This is a genomic window from Bacillus sp. 0102A (genome assembly GCF_036765155.1).
GTDB classification, from domain to species: Bacteria; Bacillota; Bacilli; order Bacillales; family Bacillaceae; genus Bacillus; species Bacillus subtilis_G.
In genome coordinates, this window is sequence record NZ_JBAIZW010000004.1 from 17,072 (window position 1) to 35,307 (window position 18,236).

Here is an 18,236-nt window from a genome sequence, read left to right on the forward strand (position 1 = left end):
TCCCTATAAACAAAAAAAGCAAGGTTTCAACCCTGCTTTTAATAATCCAAATGAGATAAAAATGTCATGACGTCTGTTTCTTTCGTCAGCTTCTGGACGAAGGCCGGCTGCTCGCTAAGATAAGAAAGCTCGCTAAACAGCTGCTTTGTCATGGTTTGGTCCTCGTGTTTGACAACCAGCATAAAAACGAGCGATACTTTTTCATTTCCCCAATCAAGCGGCTCTTTTAATGTAGCAATTGCGATTGCTGATTGTTTGATATATTTAGCGTTCGCATGAGGAATGGCTATGCCCGCTCCAATGTTTGTCGCCGCCATTTTTTCCCTCATTACCGCATGAACCGCATATTCCTTTTCAACATAGCCTTTTTCAAACAAAGCTGTCGCCAGCTGTTCAATCAACTTGTAGCGGTGCTCTGCCTCTTGCTGCAAAAAAACCAAAAAAGGAGTCGTATTGTTCAGCATCTGAAAGGTTTTTCGTTTTTGGCGGTGCGATTCCCCCAGCTGACGTATAAATGCACTTAATTTCTTCTCTTCACCAGGCTCTAAAAGCGGAGATACAACAACATGAGGGATCGTTACATGTTCCAGCGCAATGGTAGAAATGACAAGATCGATATCCTCATGCTTTTTTATATAGTCCTTTAAATCGGCCTTTGCAATACAGGCCATTACAGCGATTTGATGATATTTCCGTTCAATTTTTGTCCGCAGCAATTGAGACATTCCAATGCCCATGTGGCAGATGATGATCGCCTTTTTATGTGTCTCGCTGCTGTGGTGCAGCCGTTCGATCGCTGCCTGAAAATGCAGCGTCAAATATGCTGCCTCTTCCTCAGGGATATAAAGATCAAACGATTGATTGATGTCTTCGAGAACGTCAATGATCAGATGAAACAAATAAGGGTACATCTTTTTGATGTCATTGAGCATAGGATTTGATACAGAAAGATCGTAGCTCAGCCGTTGTAGCACTGTATTGAGATGAATGTTCAATCCGTTGACCAAATCCTGATCTTTATGAAAATCCAGCATTTTCAGCTCTGAAACACGATTGATTAAATGCCCTACAACCTTTGGAAGCACTGCATTTTCAAGGTTATTTGTCTCTTCTTTCTGTAATGGATAACGAACTTTCCCGCCCAATATATGTAATGTTAAATACACAGCTTCTTCTTCAGGAAAGCGGATGGCAAAAACCGGCTCAAGCCGTTGTAAACAAGCAAAAGTCCATTGATATTCTTTCTTCTTTTTTACGGCCGCCAGTTCTCTTGGAGATATCGAGATCGGCTGTTTCATTTTGATTCGTCGGACCATTAACAATGTATGCAGCAGCAAACTCTCAACCGTCTCATCTGTGAAATAGAGAGAATGCTTTTTTTGTAATGATTTGATTTCTTTCGTCACAAAATCGACTTCATGACGTAAAAACTTACTTTTAATAAATTGGCTAGTAAACTCCGTGTTATCAATCAAATCAGATATTCTTGCCAATGCTTTTCTTTTATTTTTTTCGTTCCCTTCAACCTTCAAACCAATCCGCTGCTTCGAAACCAACGTGATCTCATACCGCTTCAGCCACTCTTCTAGCGCACATAATTCCTTTTTAATGGAAGAGCGATTCACAAAATGCTGAGCGGCTATTTCTTTTGCGGAAACAGGCTTTGCATTCATTAATAAGTCATAAGCAATATGCAGCATTCTCTCTTCATCGGTCCGCTGCCTAGAATGAAAATGTTCAGTATATAATTGTTGGCTTAACCAGGTCCTTTCCTGTTCTTCTATATTTAGATAGACACCAAACCCTGGCTTCCGAATGAGCTGCGCATGAGAATGTTCATTGAGATAATCCTCGATCGCTTTCAAATCATTCCTGATCGTTTTTTCAGAACACTGTACCCTGTCTGCGAAATCTTGCACAACTAAATAGTCATCAGGTTCAGATAACAACAGATACAAAATCTCTTTTTGTCTTGTATTCATGTATTTCATCTGTTTTTCTATCCTTCCTGTCAGTATCCACTTGAACAAATTAATAGTATAAGTATACTATAAATGAAACCGTTTACATCATAACGTAAAATGATAGAGTCAAAAGTTTCGCTTTTTACCGAAGGTTCCGGAAAAAAGGTTTTTTTATGTTGTTAGAGGTTCTATGATCCAGTACGTTACCCACTCCCCATTCCAATTTAATAGAACAAGAAACGAGACACGGTAATGGTCCACCTCTATCCTGCGCCTTAAAAATCTAATCATCGACTAAGTCAACGCAATAAAAAACGGCTAGAAACGTTGATATAACGTCTCTAACCGCCGTGTATGATTCCGACTGGGCTCGAACCAGCGACTTCAACCCTGTCTGCCTTTTGAACAAGTATATTCGATTCTGACCAGCCCTATTAACTTCAAAGCCTATTGAATTGTACATCTGATGACTTCTGAATGAAAATGATGAAAGTTGATAGCTTTAGGCAACAACTGCCAACTTTATATCTCTCTTTTTAAGAAGCCTTTTAATCATTCACATTGCTTTTCATTAACCATTCAACTTCCGTTAATTCCTGTTTTTGAACATCTTTTGTGTGTTTTTTCGTGAAATGGGCTTTAACAGCTTCTTCGTTTTCCCAAATCTCCCAAAGCATTATTTTGCGTTCCGATGGTTCAAGCGGATAAGCATGGAATGTGATACACCCTTCTTCTTTGTTCGTTTCTTCCTCAAGTTTTTTGAATTCCTTCATTATCTCACTAAGGTCTTTATCACTGATAATTTTTAAGCATGCCGTTATGTAATGCATCGAAATTCCCCCTCTTCACATTATTTTATGGCTTTTCAATATAACATTTTCTTGAAAATTATAATCTATAAATCATTAAACGACATTGGGAGCCTTTTAGACCAACTTTCTATAAATTCTAAAGCAGCTAAAGGGTCCGTATCAGACGATTTGGTCCTTATTTATGCTTATTCTGACCTTTGTTTTAGCCCAAATAGAAAGATTTTTCAAAAAAATGATTCTATTAGAGGGTGTCCTTGGCGAGATAATATTAAATATATGTAAAGAAAAGGAGGTATTCGATTGTCTGTTTCGGATTTAATCCCATATCATTACGTAACTACAGACATTAATCATTGGTATGTTGTAATAAAGCAGGGTCGAGTTGAGAAAGCAAAAGAAATGAAACAAAAAGTTGAAAAAAATTTGATATGATGGAGAAAAATGAAAAGGTAGCAGTCTATCTTCAGTTATTAAAGCTACGGCACGAAATAATGCTGTCGTATCTCCAGCCTGACTCTGTTAAAAATATAGATGGTCCTTTATTCTGATCTCAAAAAGACACGGGAAAGTATGGCTCCTGAATCTCTTACGAATACAATTGAGTTCTATTATCACTTTTTCACCGGTATGTATCATTTCAGAACCAGAGATTTAGTTATTGCTTTAACATATTATCGAGAAGCTGAAAAATATCTTGATTTATTAGACGAAAACGCAAATACAGATAAAGCAGAGTTCTATTTCAAAGTGTCAGAGGTCTATTACTATATGAAAGAGACTCATTTCTCCATGAATTATGCTCAGCGTGCATACTCTATATTTAAAGAGCAAAAAAGACGCTCAGGGTCATCTTACATATGGCGAAATGGTCCAATGTCAGTTTGTTATTTTTGGAAACTGGCTAGATAAAATGTGTTATGAGGATGCTTTAAAAACAGCTAAAAAGGCTTTAAATGATGCTTTAAAAATAGGGGAGCAACATTTAATTGGTTCAGCTCATTTTAATGTGGGTTTATGTTATAATAACCTTGAAGAACTTGACAATTCTGAGAAACATTTTCAAATCGCCTATGAAATCCATAGGGATCGCAAACACATTTATGAGTCTAAAGCGATTTTTAATCTAGCATATGTCAAAGCAAAGAAGAATGATTTAAAGGCTGCTTTAGAATTATACCAGGAAGGTCAGAAGGTTGCTGCCAGACACAACAATCAGGAAGTAACGGAGAAATTAAAACTGGTTAAAGGTCTTTATTTATCATTCGACTTACAAACACTTAGAGAAGTGTTCAAGTTCTTCAAAGATAAAAACCTTTATGGTGATATGGAAGAATACGCTGTTGCTGTTGCTGATTTTTTGACCAACAAAGAAGATAGACATGATGCGGTCGATTTTTATCAAATGGCAATTGAAGCACGCAAACAAATTCAAAGGGGGAAACATTTAAATGAAAAAATGTAAAATTGCAATTTGTTTAGCGCTCTTGCTTGGCATTGTTGGAGTATCTAGCGCTTCATACACTCTTTCTGAGCAGTCCACTTATAAGGTCGCAGATAGAGCAGCAACTTAATATGATATTTAGAAAATACCCCATTTTGGCCTTTCCAAATGGGGTTTTTATTTTATCTTCTCAACTCATGTACTGCATTAATAAAACCGACAACCTCTATAAAAAGTAAAAAACCCTTGCTACGCAAGGGTTTAAGCAATGATTCCGACTGGGCTCGAACCAGCGACCTCTACCCTGTCAAGGTAGCGCTCTCCCAGCTGAGCTACGGAATCATGATATGTATGTGTTACTGGGTATGTTGTTGTCTTTCTGACATGTTTTATTATATAACCTTCTCCTCTATTCGTCAACTGCTTTTTCAGAAAAACTTTTTTTCGGACTTGCTGTTCTGTTCTTCGGCTATTATAATATGTTTTAATTTTCTAACAATAGAGGTGATGAGATTTTGCATTCTTTGATTTCTTCTGATGATGTTTGGGTATTATGGGGGTTTATTGCAGTGTGGGCGGCAGTGAGTATCGGGCTGGAGCAGCGGTTTAAGTGGGCGTCCGCTGTGTCGGGTGCTATCATTGCGCTTGTAGGGGCTATGGTGTTTACAAATATCGGGGTGCTTCCTGTTGAATCGCCTGTATACGATATCGTTTGGGATTATGTGGTGCCGCTGGCGATCCCCCTTTTGCTGTTTCAGATCAATGTGCGGCAGATTTTTAAGGAAAGCAGGCGTTTGCTGTTTATTTTTCTGATTAGCTCCGTCGGAACTGTGCTTGGGAGCGTCCTCGCTTTTTTTCTTTTCAAACAGCATATTCCTTATCTCGATAAAATCGGCGGGATGATCAGCGCTTCTTATGTCGGCGGCGGGGTCAACTTTGCGGCGATGGCGGCGAAATTTGAGACACCTGGGGAATATGTGTCGGCTGCCGTTGTGGCTGATAATATTATGATGGCGCTTTTGTTTTTTATCTTAATCAGCATTCCTGCGGTTAAATGGTTTCAGCGGCATTATGCTATGCCGTTTGAAGAAAAAGTAAAAGCCAATGGAAAGAGCGGAAACAGTGCAGAAAGCTATTGGAAAAGGAAGGACATTTCCTTAAAGGATGTCGCTTTTAATGCCGGTGCTGCTTTTGCGCTTGTTGCGGTTAGTGTGAAGATTTCCGGCTATTTTAAAAGCATGTTTTCTCATCCCCTTTTGACCGGAACGCTTGGCGATCAGTATTTGATGCTTACGTCTTTAACGGTTCTTATCATTTTTCTTTTCCCGCGTTTTTTTGAACGGCTCAATGGATCTCAGGAGCTTGGAACCTATTTGATTTATTTGTTCTTTGTGGTGATTGGCATTCCTGCAGATCTGCGCTTAATCGTTACCAATGCGCCTTTTATTCTCTTATTTGTCTTTATTATTGCGATCAGCAATGTAGCGGTTTCCTTAGCCGTCGGAAAATTGTTCCGCGTGCGGCTTGAAGAAATTCTGCTCGCTGTCAACGCTGCTGTCGGAGGGCCGACGACAGCGGCTGCGATGGCAATTGCCAAGGGGTGGCGGGAGCTTGTCGCCCCGATCATACTTGTCGGTACACTCGGCTACTTAATTGGGAACTATGTCGGCACCTTTATGGGAAATTGGTTTTCTTCCTTTTTATAAAAAGGATATTTGCAGTTTCTTCAGAATAATGTAAGAGGTATGCTGACATGAGAACGGAGAGATCACTGTATGTTAAAAGGAAAAAACATCTATGTAAGACCTTTAGAATTAAAGGATGCGGAAGAAAATCTACGGCTGCAAAGCGAAAATCGGGACTTTTTTGAACAGTTCTCCATGATTCGTGCGGACGATTACTATACGGTTGAGGGGCAAAGACAACGAATAAGCGAGTATCAGCAAAGACTGGAGAAAGATGAAGAGTATCATTTTGGCATTTTTACTGCGTCAGACGATACATTAATTGGGACGGTTTCTCTATTTCAAATCATTCGCGGAGCGCTGCAAACGGCGTTCATCGGGTATTTTTTAGACAAAGCCCATAATGGAAAGGGCCTTATGACAGAGGCGATCAGATTGATTGTTGATTTTGCGTTTCACGAATTGAAACTGCACCGTATTGAAGCCGGTGTGATGCCCCGTAATCTCGGATCGATGCGTGTATTGGAAAAAGCGGGGTTTCATAAAGAGGGTATCGCCCAAAAAATGTAAAAATCAACGGCGTTTGGGAGGATCATCAAGTCCTCGCGATTCTGAATCCTGATGATGAACAATAAAAGAAGCCGGGCCATCCCCGGCTTCTCAGCGTGTCGACAAACCCTCGCATTCGTGCTCAATAAAGAGTGGAGCGGCGGCTAAATTCCAGACGTCCTGTCTAAACACCGCCGTCATCACATCCTGTGAAAGTCCGCTCCAATGCTCGTCCTTCCTAGACTTCAAGGGTTTTCAATCACGCTGAAAAGATGACAAAGTCCTAAAACAGAAACCGTTTTAGGACTTTGTCTACAATCTGAGAAGCCATCCCCGGCTTCTTTTTTAACGAACCGCCACTGCCGCGATTTCTTTCAGCGCTTGTTCGAAATCACGTTCTAAATCGTCTGCGTTTTCAACACCGACACTAAGACGGAGCAGGCCGTCTGTGATGCCGCGTTTTTCCCGCTCTTCCTTAGGCATTGCCGCGTGAGACATCGTTGCCGGATAGGACAAAATCGATTCCACAGCGCCAAGGCTCACAGCAAAGACCGGAAGTGATACATTCTTTACTAATTTCTTAACAGCCTCTTTGCTTTCAAGCTCAAAAGATAGCACAGCCCCCGCTCCCGTTGACTGGCTTTTATGGGTTTCGGCGCCCGGGTGATCAGCCAGCCCCGGATAATAGACGCGTTTCACCGCCGGATGCTTCTGGAAAAACTCCGCAAGCCGCTGCGCTGTTTCGCTTGCTTTCTCTAAACGGACCTGCAATGTTTTTAATCCGCGCAGCACAAGCCAGCAATCTTGCACGCCAAGGACGGCACCGAACGCGTTTTGCAGCTTATACAGCTGTTTCCCAAGCTCTTCATCCTTGACAGCAGCTAGGCCTGACAGCACATCGCTGTGTCCGCTCAGGAATTTTGTTGCGCTGTGAAGCACAATATCCACGCCGAGATCAAGCGGACGCTGCAGAGCAGGAGTCATGAATGTATTGTCCAGAAAGGTCAAACAGCCGTTTTCTTTTGCCAGCTGAACAACCGCTTTAATATCAGTAATCCCAAGTGTCGGATTTGACGGTGTCTCCATATAAATGACCTTTGTATTTGGCTTTATATTCCGCGCCACTTCATTAATGTCCGTCATGTCGACAAACGTATGCTCAATGCCAAACCGGGTCAGCACCTCTGTCACCATGCGGAAGGTTCCGCCGTATACATCTTCTGTCACAAGAACGTGATCGCCCTGTGACAAAAGTAAAAATGCTGTTGAGATCGCAGCCATGCCTGAACTGAAAGCAAATCCTCTCGTTCCGCCTTCAAGTGCGGCAATGGTTTCTTCGAGAGCTGTTCTTGTCGGCGTTCCTGAGCGGCTGTAATCGTATGCGCCAAACTCTTCAAATGAAGATTGGTGAAAGGTTGATGCGTGCTGGATCGGCACACTGACCGCTCCGGTTGCGCCGTCTGTTTTAAATGGATTGTGCACGAGCTGGGTTTCCAGCGTCCAATTGTGATTACTCAAATGAAACAGCTCCCTCTTTAACGAGACATAACGCTTGTTTTACGTCTTCTTTTAAATCTTCCGCATGTTCAATTCCGACCGAAAAGCGCAGCAGACGATTGCAAACCCCGTTTGCGATGCGGATCTCTTCAGGAATATCCATGTGCGTCTGTGTGGCAGGGTATGTAATAAAACTCTCCACCCCGCCGAGGCTTTCCGCAAAACAAATGGTCTTCAGCGCTTTTAAAAACGGGTTCACCCACTCTTCTTTTTGAAGACGGAAGGACAGCATGCCGCCTTTTCCCGGATACAGCACATCCGCAATTTCTTCCTGCTTTTCTAAAAACAGCGCTAACTCCTGCGCGTTTGTCTGGTGCTGGCGCATTCTGAGGCTGAGCGTCTTCATTCCTCTCATCAGAAGCCATGAATCAAACGGAGGCAGGACCGCGCCAATGGCATTTTGGTGTTGAAACATTTCCTCTCCAAGCTTTTCATCTTTCACAACGACAAGCCCCGCAAGCAGGTCGTTATGCCCGCCTAAATACTTGGTTGCGCTGTGAATCACAATGTCAGCCCCCAGTTCAAGCGGTCGCTGCAAGACCGGTGTATAAAATGTATTATCTACGATCATCAGAAGACCGTGCTCTTTTGTCATCCGGGCGATTTTTTCAATGTCCGCCTCCTGCATGAGCGGATTTGTCGGTGTTTCCACAAACACCGCTTTTGTATTCGGCGTAATCTTAGAGCGTAAACAGTCTTCGTCGCTGAAATCATCATAATGAAAGGTCAAGCCGTATTTTTTCCATTCATTTTCAAACAATCGGTACGTGCCGCCATATAGGTCCGATGAAACGATCAGTTCATCTCCGCTTTTAAACAGCGCCATAATCGTTTGGATGGCTGCCATTCCCGAACTGAAGGCAAGCCCTCTCGCTCCGTTTTCTAAGCTGGCGATCGCGTCCTCCACAAGCTGGCGTGTCGGGTTTTTTGTGCGGACATAATCAAATCCGGTTGATTCTCCGATCCCCCTGTGGCGGTATGCTGTTGATAAATAAATAGGAGGACTCACCGTTCCCGTTGCTTCGTCGCTTCGGTTCCCGATTTGGGCTAATTTCGTTTCAACATGCTGTGACATATAGCAGACACCTTCCCTTTTCAAAATAAAAAACCCCTTCTTCATAAGAAGAAGGGGTTTAACGCTTCTTCTTATCTTCCAAGCATAAAACGCTTGCTGGATTTAGCACCTTGGCGCTTTGCACATACGCAAAACAAGCCGGTTGCTGAGGTTTCTAAGGGCCAGTCCCTCCACCTCTCACGATAAGAAATATCGATTTCAATTTTCTGATTGTTTTATATTAACGCAATTCGCAGTTAATTTCAACACTTTTTTCTTCGGGTTTCGAACGGTTTAAAGAGAGAAATTTCTAATAATTCATGGTACAATAATGGAAAACGCAAGAAAGTCTAGTGATGTCCTGGAGGAATGCATTATGGCACCGAAAAACGGCACAGTGCAAGAAAAGAAATTCTTTTCGAAAGAGCTTAACGAGGAAATGACCTTGCTCGTTTATCTGCCGTCCAACTACTCCCCTCTTTATAAATACCATGTCATTATCGCGCAGGACGGCCACGATTATTTCAGGCTGGGGAGAATTGGCAGACAGGTCGAGGAATTGCTGTCCAAACGGGAAATTGACCGGAGCATTATTATCGGTGTTCCTTATAAGGATGTTCATGAGCGCAGAAAAACCTACCATCCGGAAGGCTCTAAATTTTCGGCGTATAAACGGTTCATCGCCCATGAGCTCGTACCATTTGCGGATGACGAGTATCCTACCTATCAGGTCGGCTACGGACGAACGCTGATCGGCGATTCACTCGGTGCGACCATATCGCTTATGACGGCGCTTGATTATCCGAATATGTTCGGAAACATCATCATGCAGTCTCCCTATGTTGACAAACATGTATTGGAAGCCGTGAAACAATCGGACAATATCGAACACCTCTCTATTTATCACCAAATCGGCACAAAAGAAACTGACGTCCACACGACAGACGGGAACATTCTGGACTTTACAGAACCGAACCGGGCGCTGAAACAGCTGTTGGAGAAGAAGCTTTCCGATTATGATTATGAGCCATTTGACGGAGACCACAAATGGACATACTGGCAGCCGCTTATCACGCCGGCGCTGAAAAAAATGCTTTAATACTTTATTTCCAGGAGGGACATAATATGAAATACGGAATCGTTTTATTTCCATCAAAAAAACTTCAAGACCTTGCGAACTCTTACAGAAAGCGCTATGATCCAAGCTATTCCCTGATCCCGCCCCATTTGACGCTGAGATCATCGCTTGAATTGACGGAGGAGAAAGCGGATCAGCTTGTATCACATCTGAGAAACATCGCAAAGGAGTCCCATCCGGTCGTTCTCAAATTGACAAAATACAGCTCATTTGCGCCTGTCAATAATGTCATTTACATCAAAGCAGAGCCGACGGAAGAATTAAAAACACTCAATGAAAAGCTATACACCGGTGTGCTGGCCGGTGAACAGGAATACGCTTTTGTCCCGCATGTGACGGTCGGCCAAAATCTTTCCGACGATGAGCATTCGGATGTGCTGGGACAATTAAAAATGCAGGAAGTGTCGCATGAAGAAATCATTGATCGTTTCCATTTGCTTTATCAGCTTGAAAACGGATCATGGACAGTATATGAAACCTTTTTGCTAGGCAAAGGAGAATAGTGTTTGGAAGCAGTTATCGCAAAAAACGAAGAACAAATGAAAGACGCATTTTATGTAAGAGAAGAAGTTTTTATCAAAGAACAAAACGTACCTGCTGAAGAAGAAATTGATGAACTTGAAAATGAGTCGGAGCATATCGTCGTGTATGACGGCGAAAAGCCTGTCGGCGCCGGAAGATGGCGTATGAAGGACGGCTACGGCAAGTTAGAGCGAATTTGCGTATTAAAAAGCCACCGTTCTTCCGGTGTCGGCGGCATCATTATGAAAGCGCTCGAAAAAGCGGCGGCAGACGGCGGCGCTTCAGGCTTCATTTTAAACGCGCAAACACAGGCTGTGCCATTTTACAAGAAACACGGGTATCGCGTGCTTTCTGAAAAAGAATTTCTCGATGCAGGCATTCCGCACTTACAAATGATGAAAGACTAAACAGCATCCGGGTCTATTTAGATCCGGATCTTTTTTTGCATTTAAAAAAACCGTTCTCTGGATATGAACGGTTTTTTATACATATCGATTAATATATGTGCCCATCCCTTTTTCTCGCAACCTCTTATAAAGAGAGCGCTTACGTTTCACCTCGTTTACTTTTCTTTCAGCGGCCGTTTGATTCTCCTGTTGCTTTTCTAGTTCCTTGTATACCCGTTGAAACGGGACATAGCTGATTTTTTCGGTTCCGGCGTAATCCTGCTTATATCCAATCGTTCTATTTGCATATTGAGCGTATTGCTGGTTTTGAATTTGACCTGCATATATCATACGATACCCACCCTTCTGCTATCTCTTTTCCCTTAAACTTACTTTTTGAAACACGTTTCTTTTGATATGATAGTCTTTGTCTGTAATGAACACCTTTTTTTGATTGGGAGGACCCCTTTTTGAAATGCGCCCGACTGAATGATCGAACGATACATTTACATACATATTCGAGAGAACATTATCAATTCCTCTTTGAAGAAGGAATAAAAGGACATTTATTTTGTTCTCATTGCGGAAAACCCGTTTTGTTAAGGCTCAACATCGCTGATCCGCCGGAGTTTATCCACCGCCAGCCAGGCCACTTTCCAGCATGTGAGGAGGCCTGCGAAACGAAGCCCGCTAAAGAGGAGAAAAAAGAAGAGTATCAGGAATCCGGTGTCTTTCGCTTGCCCAAGGGAAAAGCAATTGCTGCTGAATCGTCTCCAGCTGTCACGGAATGGAAGCGGCCGAGAAGCATTAAACCCAAAACACCATTTGTCCAAAAAACAATAGAACCTGATACGAGCCTTTTCCCGTCTGTCGGCTTGAACACGGATCAGCTGAAAGCTGTCACGGAAACGGAAGGCCCGCTGCTTGTGCTTGCAGGTGCGGGAAGCGGAAAAACACGCGTGCTGACGGCTCGTGCCGCCCACATGATCGAACACTTAGGCATACCGCCGGAAAACATGCTGCTTGTCACCTTTACGACAAAAGCTGTCGCCGAAATGAAAGAGCGGATGGCAAAGCAGTACGGATTACAGCCGGCAAAAGTCAGAAGACTTGTCACCGGAACATTCCACAGCTTATTTTATAAAATCTTGTATCACGATGATCCTGCTAAATGGAACGGCGAGCATTTGCTGAAAATGGAGTGGCAGCGGGAACAATATATCAAAAAAGCACTCTATGAAGAAGGGATAGACGAGAAAGAGTTCCCCGTTGATCAGGCCTTGCAGCAGATCGGTTTTTGGAAAAACACATATGTGCCGAACGAACGCATTCCTTTGCAAGATGAGTGGGAAAAACAAGTCTATCGATTATATGAACATTATGAACGCCAGAAAAAAGAACACAACCAATTTGATTTTGATGACATGACTTCTGCCTGCTACGAATTGTTTATCGATCGGCCGGGCCTTCTGGAACAGTATCAATCTCGGTTTACTTATATATTGATTGATGAGTTTCAGGACATTAACCCCGTTCAATATAAAATCATGCAAATGCTGGCAAGCCCGGAACAAAACCTGTGCTGTGTCGGGGACGACGATCAGTCCATCTACGCGTTTCGCGGAAGCAATCCATCTTTTATTCTTGACTTTCAAAAGGATTATCCCGGAGCGAAGACGATTTATTTAACCGCGAACTACAGGTCCACGCACCCGATCGTCTCCAGCGCTGATATCGTGGTGAAAAAGAACAAAAACAGGTATGCTAAAATGCTTGAAGCGGCGCGTGATGACGTCCAGGCCCCTATGCTGTTTTATCCTTATGACGAAGAGGAAGAGGCCACAATGGTCGTTTCCGATATCAAAGAAAAAATTCAAAACGGGGCAAATCCTGAAGACTTTGCGGTTCTCTACCGCACAAATAGCGGAGGCCGCGCCATATACGAAAGGCTTCATCATTCGTCAATTCCGTATACAGCTGACCGCGGCGTCCAATCGTTTTACAGCAGACGGATTGTCCGCCAGATTCTCGCATACTTGTACGCCAGCCAAAATGAGGATGATACTGAGGCGATTAAGCACTTGCTGCCCGCTTTGTTCTTAAAGCAGTCTGCTTTGAACACGCTGAAGGCGCTCTCGATTACCGAGGACTGTTCCATGATTAAAGCGCTGGCCAAACTGCCTGATCTGAAGCCGTTCCAGCTCAATAAAATCAAGAAGATCGTGCCATTTTTTGCAAGCCTCCGCACGATGAAGCCGGCGGAAGCGATCACCTTCGCCGAAGGAAAAATGGGCTTCTCCGAGTATTTAAAAAAACGGGGGAATGAAGGCAACAAGCTGGAAAAAGGCTCCGATGACCTGCGTGACATCAAGGTCGTCGCCAAAAAATTCAAAACAATTCCTGACTTTCTCGCCCACGTAGACCATATGAGGGCCGCTGAGAAAAACAAAACGGATGAAAACGGCGTTCAATTGATGACTATTCACCGGTCAAAAGGCCTTGAATTCAAAACCGTTTACGTGTTAGGCACGGTAGACGGTTCGATTCCGCACGATTTCTCATTAGAAACAGCGAGGAAAGGCGATGAAGCTCCCCTCGAGGAAGAAAGACGCCTTTTATATGTAGCCATGACCCGGGCCAAACAGCACTTATATTTGTCTTGTCCCGCCAACAGACGCGGCAAAACGACCCACCGTTCAAGATTTTTGTATCCCTTATTACAGCAAGTAAGACAGCCCTTGCATAGCTAACAGCCCGGCAGATCACTGCCGGGTCTTTTCTGTAAAAAAGGCCCGCTGTCAAAAGTCAGCCAGGCCATCCGATTATTTATTATCCAGCATTTTAGAAATCGTCCCAAAATCAAGCTTTTCTTTACCGCTTGTAATGGATTGCACAATTTTATCTTCTAATTCTTTCGGCACGCGTCTGTTTGCCAGCTGTGCTACGCGGCTAATAACACTGCGTACTGTGTTTTCGTCTTTAAAATTGGCGTTTTGAAGGGAGCCGGCAAGATTCATAACATCCTGCATATTGACGCCTGTTTTCTTTTCAATGTTCTTAAAAAATTGATTATCCATAATGCGCCTCCTTTTGGCGGAGTGATACGGTATTATATGAACACCAATGAGTGATGTGCCTATCTCATTATATTTGTTTCCTTGAAGCAGTTTACAGACTGCAAGGAAGCGCGGATTTCCCGCACTTCCTCTAACGTTTTAGCAGAAATAAGATGCACCTACAATGATTAGGAGAATGAACAATACGACTAAAAGAACAAATGTTGAACCATAGCCGCCGCCGTAACCACCGGCATAACCGCCGCTATAGCCGCCACAACCGCCGTAGCCGCCGTAGCCGCCTCCGAATCCGTATCCAAAGCCCATAGATAAGCACCTCCTTTACTCTCTATACACTATGTGAGCCATTTGATTCGGCTTGGATATTCGCATAGGGCGTTTGCGGATTTACGAGGGGTCATACTGAGCCTGATTTTTTTGAAGTAACGCTTCCGTTTTTTCAGCAAGCTCTTCAATCTCCTCTTCAAACGCCACACCTGCTTCATCAAATGCTTCCAAGTCTTTTCCGATGCTGCTCATGATATCTTCATGCTCTTTTTTCTTTTGTTCGTGAGGTTCATATCTTCTGTCTATCCATTTTTCGAACTCATTCACTGGTATCCCCCCACTCATGATATATGCTGAGCGAGACCGCTCCGTTAAAAAAACAAAAACCGGAGATCTCCGGTTTCGTTGTCAGGCTATTGAGGCTTTTTCTTTTTCTTTCCGCACCCGCAGCCTTTCTTTTTGATCTTTTTTGATTGATATGATGAATCTGTATATGGAGTTTTTTGGGAAGGTTTATTGAATTGATTCATTTAGTTCCCTTCCTTTCCTTATGTCATATATGCTACTTTATGCGTATTCTGGCAGAAAGTTGCTGGTGATAGCGCCTCATTCTTGCAGCCATTTTGATACGAGTGTTTCTATAATGCCGGCAAGACCGGCGATCGCCAATAGTAAAATCAGCCACTGCGCCGCTTGAGGGATCAAGGCCTGGCATAAAATCAAAAAGCCGGCGCACCACACGCCTGTACACCAATAGCAGCTCAGCAATTCACCAATAAACGCCCTGACACCTGTTCCTTTAACCACAATATACGTTTCCACGTTCCCGTCCGCATCCTTTTCTTCCTTCTCTTCATGAAACAGACTGCGAAGCGGCGCCATAATCGTATCAAACACCAGCAGCCGAGCGAGCCGGAAAACCGCAAGCGAAAGAAGAACAATTGTCAGCCCATTGATAACCACTTGTTCACTCCTTTCATCATCCCCTTCACATATATGCAAAAACCCTAGCCTTCATGAATTTGTATCTTGTCCTGTTGAAAATTGGTTATTTTTCTTATTCCGCTCTGCACTTGTTCTGCATTATATACAGTATGGATAAGAAAGGAGTGAAGGTTATGTCGATTGAAGAAAAAGTTGAATCCCTGCATCCTGAAATATTTGAGCAATTATCAAGCGAATTCGAACAGCAGATCGAAGTGATTGATTGCGAAAATATCACAATAGATACATCACATATAACATCTGCCCTTTCTATACAAGCCTTTGTGACAACCATGATTATCCTGGCTACTCAGCTCGTCATCGCCGATGAGGATTTGGCTGACGCAGTGGCAAGCGAAATTCTCATTCTCGATAGCTCCCAAATCAAAAAAAGAACAATCATTAAAATTATCAATAGCCGAAACATCAAAATTACTTTGTCTGCCGACGAAATAATAACCTTTGTACAAATCTTGCTTCAGGTGTTAAACAGCATTCTCAATGAACTTGACGTCCTTTAACCCTTTCTTGTCACAAATTTATAAGTCGAGGTGAGAACAAATGTCAGATAACGATAAAATCAAAGAAGAGCTTGCGAAGCTTCCGGAAGTTGATCCAATGACGAAAATGCTGGTCCACAATATCTTTCTGAAACATGGTGTCACGAAAGATAAAATGAAAAAAGTATCAGATGAAGAAAAAGAAATGCTCTTAAATCTGGTAAAGGACTTGCAAGCTAAATCAGAAGCATTAATTGAAAACCAAAAGAAGAAAAAAGAAGAATCAGCCGTGCAAGAACAAAAGAACGAAAAGCCGCTAAGCCGCAGAGAGCAGCTTATTGAACAGCTCAGACAAAGACGGAAAAACAATAACAATTCAAGCCAATCATAAAAAATAGGGTTCTTCATCAGGATATATGCCTCAGTCAAAGTAAGAGGCTCGCTCATCTAATAACAGTAAAAGAAAAGGAGGAATAGATATGGAAAGCAGACCATATTCTTGGGTTGCACTCGATCCTGACTGTGACCATCCGTTAGACGATAAAGAAAAAGAAAAAGACGAAAGAAAATGCAATTGCGATATTTGCTGCAACGGCAATGGGTTTGGCGGAGACAACGCCTTCATTGACCAAGATCTAGCTCAGGCAAATCTCAACAAACAAGTCTCCGATGAAACAATTATTATTAGAGATTCTTGTGACATCAACGTAACATCTACAGACGTTCAAGCGGTAACATCAGTTGTCACAGCGCTTAATGCTGCTGTTGTTACAGCTACTCTCACATCCATTGCAGATGGAGTAATTGCCGAATTAGTCGCACAAGATTTATTACAGCTTACAGCTAATAAACAAGTAAACCGCCAAAAACTTCTTATCGAATGCTCCCGCGGCGTAAATGTCTCAACAGTAGATGCCGATATCGCAACACTTATCTCTACAGCAACAAACACTCTCGTAGCTATCCTTGTTATTACTCTTGTCCTCTAGGACCTAAAAGCAGAGCTAAAAAACGCTCTGCTTTTTCTTATTTTCCAAGCATATGATGAATATATAGACGTTCACCCACACCAAGTGGGGCACCAGTACATATGTTGTTAAGGACTAAAGTCAAATACCCTATAAAGAAGGAGCTGAAATCAATGAGCTGCGGAAAAACCCATGGCCGGCATGAGAACTGTGTATGCGATGCAGTGGAAAAGATTTTAGCAGAGCAGGAGGCAGTTGAGGAACAGTGTCCTACTGGCTGCTATACAAACCTTTTGAATCCGACAATTGCAGGTAAAGACACAATTCCGTTTCTCTTGTTTGATAAAAAAGGCGGATTGTTCTCCACATTCGGAAACGTGGGGGGATTTGTGGATGATATGCAATGCTTTGAGTCCATTTTCTTCCGCGTTGAAAAATTATGCGATTGCTGCGCAACACTGTCTATTTTACGCCCGGTCGATGTCAAATGCGATACCTTAAGTGTTTGCCACCCTTGCGACCCGGATTTCTTCGGGCTTGAAAAAACAGATTTTTGCATCGAAGTGGATCTCGGATGCTTCTGTGCCATTCAGTGCCTGTCTCCAGAACTAGTTGACAGAACATCTCCTAACAGAGATAAAAAGCATCATCATAATGGATAAACACTTGTAAAGAGGAATCCCCTTCCAAACTCTATTACAGGTGCAAATTATTCAGCTGCTTCCGGCGTGAGGCAGCTGACTCTCCATCATTTCGCCAGTCTCAAGAAATTTATAAGGCAGGAGGGATAATAATATGAGCCAGAAAACATCAAGCTGTGTGCGTGAAGCTGTAGAGAATATTGAAGATCTGCAAAACGCTGTTGAAGAGGACTGCCCGACTAGCTGCCATTCAAAGCTTTTGTCACCAACTCATTCGCTAGGCGATACAGTGCCTTTCGTGCTGTTTACATCAAAATCAAATCCTCTGGTCGCTTTCGGCAATGTTGGCGAACTGGAAAACGGACCTTGCTTTAATACTGTATTTTTCAGAGTGGAAAAAGTTCATGGCAGCTGTGCGACACTGTCATTATTAATCGCATTTGACGAACACAAGCACATTTTGGACTTCACCGATAAAGATACGGTTTGTGAAGCGTTTCGACTGGAAAAAACGAACTACTGCATTGAAGTGGACTTAGACTGCTTCTGCGCAATCAACTGCTTAAATCCTCGATTAATCAATCGCACGCATCATCATCATTAATGATAAGGCGGAAAAGCTTGCAGGCCTGCAGGCTTTTCTCTATGAAAATAAGCTGCCGGGAACATCTGCCGGGCAGCTTTTTTCATT

At 42.9% G+C, this 18,236-nt stretch carries 20 protein-coding genes, 1 tRNA gene, 2 pseudogenes and 1 riboswitch; of the genes and pseudogenes, 13 read left to right on the forward strand and 10 right to left on the reverse strand.

From position 1 onward, the window contains the following. Nucleotides 1-38 precede the first annotated feature (38 nt). Both V6D41_RS10615 and V6D41_RS10620 read right to left on the reverse strand, forming a co-directional pair. Nucleotides 39-1,991, reverse strand: a complete 1,953-nt coding sequence (locus V6D41_RS10615) for a BglG family transcription antiterminator (protein WP_333518185.1) — start codon at nucleotides 1,989-1,991, stop codon at nucleotides 39-41. 521 nt (nucleotides 1,992-2,512) lie between these two features. Continuing rightward, complete coding sequence (locus tag V6D41_RS10620; RefSeq protein WP_087990829.1) at nucleotides 2,513-2,794, reverse strand: putative quinol monooxygenase; 282 nt, start codon at nucleotides 2,792-2,794, stop codon at nucleotides 2,513-2,515. A gap of 282 nt (nucleotides 2,795-3,076) precedes the next feature. Here V6D41_RS10620 and V6D41_RS10625 point away from each other — a divergent pair. Together V6D41_RS10625 and V6D41_RS10630 are read left to right on the forward strand one after the other, a co-directional pair. After that, nucleotides 3,077-3,324 (forward strand): annotated as a pseudogene (locus V6D41_RS10625) (response regulator aspartate phosphatase). A gap of 257 nt (nucleotides 3,325-3,581) precedes the next feature. Next, complete coding sequence (locus V6D41_RS10630) at nucleotides 3,582-4,238, forward strand: tetratricopeptide repeat protein (protein WP_333518186.1); 657 nt, start codon at nucleotides 3,582-3,584, stop codon at nucleotides 4,236-4,238. 248 nt (nucleotides 4,239-4,486) lie between these two features. On the opposite strand, the gene V6D41_RS10635 is transcribed toward V6D41_RS10630, so the two are convergent. Beyond that, a tRNA-Val gene (locus V6D41_RS10635) sits at nucleotides 4,487-4,559 on the reverse strand. Nucleotides 4,560-4,732: 173 nt separating this feature from the next. Between V6D41_RS10635 and V6D41_RS10640 the strand changes: the two genes are divergently transcribed. Beyond that, nucleotides 4,733-5,923, forward strand: a complete 1,191-nt coding sequence (locus V6D41_RS10640; RefSeq protein ID WP_333518187.1) for a DUF819 family protein — start codon at nucleotides 4,733-4,735, stop codon at nucleotides 5,921-5,923. 69 nt (nucleotides 5,924-5,992) lie between these two features. After that, nucleotides 5,993-6,537: pseudogene (locus tag V6D41_RS10645) on the forward strand (GNAT family N-acetyltransferase). A 259-nt stretch (nucleotides 6,538-6,796) separates the two neighbouring features. Here V6D41_RS10645 and metC read toward each other — a convergent pair. Continuing rightward, the gene (gene metC, locus V6D41_RS10650) at nucleotides 6,797-7,969 is read right to left on the reverse strand and encodes a cystathionine beta-lyase (protein WP_333518188.1); all 1,173 of its coding nucleotides are present in this window, start codon (nucleotides 7,967-7,969) and stop codon (nucleotides 6,797-6,799) included. Beyond that, nucleotides 7,962-9,083 carry a cystathionine gamma-synthase/O-acetylhomoserine thiolyase gene (gene metI, locus V6D41_RS10655; protein WP_333518189.1) on the reverse strand — a complete coding sequence of 374 codons (1,122 nt, stop codon included), beginning with the start codon at nucleotides 9,081-9,083 and terminating at the stop codon, nucleotides 7,962-7,964. Before metI ends, metC begins: the two co-directional genes overlap by 8 nt. 68 nt (nucleotides 9,084-9,151) lie before the next feature. Next, a riboswitch (SAM riboswitch) is annotated at nucleotides 9,152-9,272 on the reverse strand. Nucleotides 9,273-9,438: 166 nt separating this feature from the next. On the opposite strand from metI, the gene V6D41_RS10660 reads away from it, so the two are divergent. Genes V6D41_RS10660 through V6D41_RS10670 form a run of 3 tightly spaced genes read left to right on the forward strand, consistent with a single transcriptional unit; the run spans nucleotide 9,439 to nucleotide 11,129 of the window. Beyond that, nucleotides 9,439-10,161, forward strand: coding sequence for an esterase family protein (locus tag V6D41_RS10660; protein WP_148964318.1), 723 nt, complete (start codon nucleotides 9,439-9,441; stop codon nucleotides 10,159-10,161). 26 nt (nucleotides 10,162-10,187) lie between these two features. Beyond that, complete coding sequence (locus tag V6D41_RS10665; RefSeq protein WP_087993925.1) at nucleotides 10,188-10,703, forward strand: YjcG family protein; 516 nt, start codon at nucleotides 10,188-10,190, stop codon at nucleotides 10,701-10,703. A 3-nt stretch (nucleotides 10,704-10,706) separates the two neighbouring features. Beyond that, complete coding sequence (locus V6D41_RS10670) at nucleotides 10,707-11,129, forward strand: GNAT family N-acetyltransferase (protein ID WP_148964317.1); 423 nt, start codon at nucleotides 10,707-10,709, stop codon at nucleotides 11,127-11,129. 75 nt (nucleotides 11,130-11,204) lie between these two features. Here V6D41_RS10670 and V6D41_RS10675 read toward each other — a convergent pair whose 3' ends face one another. Further along, nucleotides 11,205-11,459, reverse strand: a complete 255-nt coding sequence (locus V6D41_RS10675) for a hypothetical protein (protein ID WP_148964316.1) — start codon at nucleotides 11,457-11,459, stop codon at nucleotides 11,205-11,207. A 119-nt stretch (nucleotides 11,460-11,578) separates the two neighbouring features. Between V6D41_RS10675 and V6D41_RS10680 the strand changes: the two genes are divergently transcribed. Beyond that, the gene (locus tag V6D41_RS10680; protein WP_333518190.1) at nucleotides 11,579-13,858 is read left to right on the forward strand and encodes an ATP-dependent helicase; all 2,280 of its coding nucleotides are present in this window, start codon (nucleotides 11,579-11,581) and stop codon (nucleotides 13,856-13,858) included. 72 nt (nucleotides 13,859-13,930) lie between these two features. Here V6D41_RS10680 and spoVIF read toward each other — a convergent pair whose 3' ends face one another. From spoVIF to yjcA, 4 genes are all read right to left on the reverse strand, one after another. Continuing rightward, complete coding sequence (gene spoVIF, locus V6D41_RS10685) at nucleotides 13,931-14,185, reverse strand: sporulation-specific transcription regulator SopVIF (RefSeq protein ID WP_019714009.1); 255 nt, start codon at nucleotides 14,183-14,185, stop codon at nucleotides 13,931-13,933. A 138-nt stretch (nucleotides 14,186-14,323) separates the two neighbouring features. Next, nucleotides 14,324-14,491, reverse strand: a complete 168-nt coding sequence (locus V6D41_RS10690; protein ID WP_148964314.1) for a YjcZ family sporulation protein — start codon at nucleotides 14,489-14,491, stop codon at nucleotides 14,324-14,326. Nucleotides 14,492-14,572: 81 nt separating this feature from the next. Next, a complete protein-coding gene (locus tag V6D41_RS10695; protein WP_148964313.1) occupies nucleotides 14,573-14,779 on the reverse strand; it encodes a hypothetical protein in 207 nt (68 codons plus the stop codon). Between the two features lie 279 nt (nucleotides 14,780-15,058). Beyond that, nucleotides 15,059-15,415: a sporulation protein YjcA gene (gene yjcA, locus V6D41_RS10700; RefSeq protein WP_148964312.1), complete on the reverse strand. Its 357-nt coding sequence runs from the start codon at nucleotides 15,413-15,415 to the stop codon at nucleotides 15,059-15,061. Nucleotides 15,416-15,570: 155 nt separating this feature from the next. Here yjcA and cotV point away from each other — a divergent pair, with 155 nt between their 5' ends. From cotV to cotZ, 5 genes are all read left to right on the forward strand, one after another. Next, nucleotides 15,571-15,957: a spore coat protein CotV gene (gene cotV / locus V6D41_RS10705; protein WP_148964311.1), complete on the forward strand. Its 387-nt coding sequence runs from the start codon at nucleotides 15,571-15,573 to the stop codon at nucleotides 15,955-15,957. A 40-nt stretch (nucleotides 15,958-15,997) separates the two neighbouring features. Beyond that, a complete protein-coding gene (gene cotW / locus V6D41_RS10710; protein ID WP_333518191.1) occupies nucleotides 15,998-16,327 on the forward strand; it encodes a spore coat protein CotW in 330 nt (109 codons plus the stop codon). Nucleotides 16,328-16,415: 88 nt separating this feature from the next. Beyond that, complete coding sequence (cotX, locus tag V6D41_RS10715) at nucleotides 16,416-16,925, forward strand: spore coat protein CotX (protein ID WP_148964309.1); 510 nt, start codon at nucleotides 16,416-16,418, stop codon at nucleotides 16,923-16,925. Nucleotides 16,926-17,077: 152 nt separating this feature from the next. Beyond that, the gene (gene cotY, locus V6D41_RS10720; protein ID WP_148964308.1) at nucleotides 17,078-17,566 is read left to right on the forward strand and encodes a spore coat protein CotY; all 489 of its coding nucleotides are present in this window, start codon (nucleotides 17,078-17,080) and stop codon (nucleotides 17,564-17,566) included. A gap of 133 nt (nucleotides 17,567-17,699) precedes the next feature. Continuing rightward, on the forward strand, nucleotides 17,700-18,149 hold the full coding sequence (gene cotZ / locus V6D41_RS10725) for a spore coat protein CotZ (RefSeq protein ID WP_087993413.1): 450 nt from the start codon (nucleotides 17,700-17,702) through the stop codon (nucleotides 18,147-18,149). Nucleotides 18,150-18,236: the final 87 nt, after the last annotated feature.